1 protein-coding gene and 1 pseudogene are annotated in these 1,336 nt (G+C 53.4%); both read left to right on the top strand.

Annotated elements, in window-relative coordinates; translation table 11 throughout:
• The first annotated feature begins 615 nt into the window (after positions 1 to 615).
• Positions 616 to 774 carry a hypothetical protein gene (locus H621_RS28560; protein WP_156905637.1) on the top strand — a complete coding sequence of 53 codons (159 nt, stop codon included), beginning with the start codon at positions 616 to 618 and terminating at the stop codon, positions 772 to 774.
• Positions 774 to 1,336 (top strand): annotated as a pseudogene (locus H621_RS0119515) (DUF4234 domain-containing protein); the annotation flags it as partial. The gene H621_RS28560 and the pseudogene H621_RS0119515, both read left to right, overlap by 1 nt.

Below are 1,336 nucleotides of genomic sequence, written 5' to 3'. Positions count from 1 at the left end.
CCACTCTTGCCGATCGCCCCCCACATATCCAGGAACGCTTGCGGGCCAACGCGCATCTCTGGACAGTGCGGCCGGGCAAGCGCCCCGAAAAGAAGCCTCGGCGCAGACGCGGAAAATCCGAAGTCGGTCAGTCTTGAACCATCGTTCCTGCAAAGTGCCGTCCGCTTACCTGCCCAAAACAGCCCCCAACAGCCTGGACCGGGCGAAGCATCGGCGCCTGGACAGCGCCACCGCACGGGGGGCGCAGATCAGCCTGGGGCGGTATCGGCTGTGGGGGGCGGGGATGGCGGCTGCGGGGGGGTTGGTGAGTATCGGGTGGGATCTCAAAGACGGCGTTAATGCGTTCGCAAAGTCGGACGACCTATCGAACTCGCGACAAAGTACTATCGGCGCTGCCTACACAATAAGAGCGACTGCCACGCTTGCCCTATTGAGTGGGCAAGGTGGAATTGCCTTTTCCCAAGCAGGGGCTTACTTCCGGTGGCTGGCGCTGAAGGGTGGCCGCTTTATACCCGGCGTATTGTTAGATGTACTGTCCCGTTGGGCCACACGCTTAGCCGTCAACCAGACTGCCATACTGCTACTTGGTCGTATGGCTTGGGGGGAGGCCTTATCGTGCTGACTGCCACCATTGTATTGCTGATACTCGATGAGAGTGCTCTGGAAAAATGGTGTGACAAATGCTGCTTCAGCCGCAATCGAGAGACCAACCGTTACAACAGTGCCGAAGATGAATTAAGCGCATTTTTCGATGCCATTGAAGGGACCCTATAGTGAATTTCGCAGAATGGGGCTTCTGGCAGGCCATGCTGGAAACAGATGAAGACCGCAAGAACGACAAAGAAATAGAAAAAAAATACGGTTTAAAAGAAATAGCCGCTTATGAATATGAAGACGATGAAAGTCAGAAAGAAGCGCAGCAGCGCGCCAGCGAAACACCGAGGACTCGAGGACCGGTATACGCACTCGATCAAACCATACTGGAAATTCGTTGTGGCATGCTGGAAGCAAAAAGGGGCCTTGTAACTCTATTTTCATTGGCGATCATCACTTTCGCATCAATCACCACATTATTTTCCATCTACTTTCTAGCAAGAATGCTCAACCAACTTTCTTCCCAGACCCCATTCGATTTTTTCGCCACGATCCCGATTGCATTATATTCCACTATTGCAGTAGCTACCTTTGGGATCTATTTCAAGTACGGCTATCACCTTTCCCGCCTTGAAATGTTCACCTCTCGTCATTTACTGATCCGCTTCAACCGCAAAACCCAGCAAGTCTATCTACACCGCCCCAGCTACTGCGGTGGCATCGTGACCTTGCCCTGGAAAGG

This window comes from Pseudomonas vranovensis DSM 16006 (assembly GCF_000425805.1).
Lineage (GTDB): Bacteria > Pseudomonadota > Gammaproteobacteria > Pseudomonadales > Pseudomonadaceae > Aquipseudomonas > Aquipseudomonas vranovensis.
This window is presented reverse-complemented; position numbering and strand designations above follow the sequence as displayed.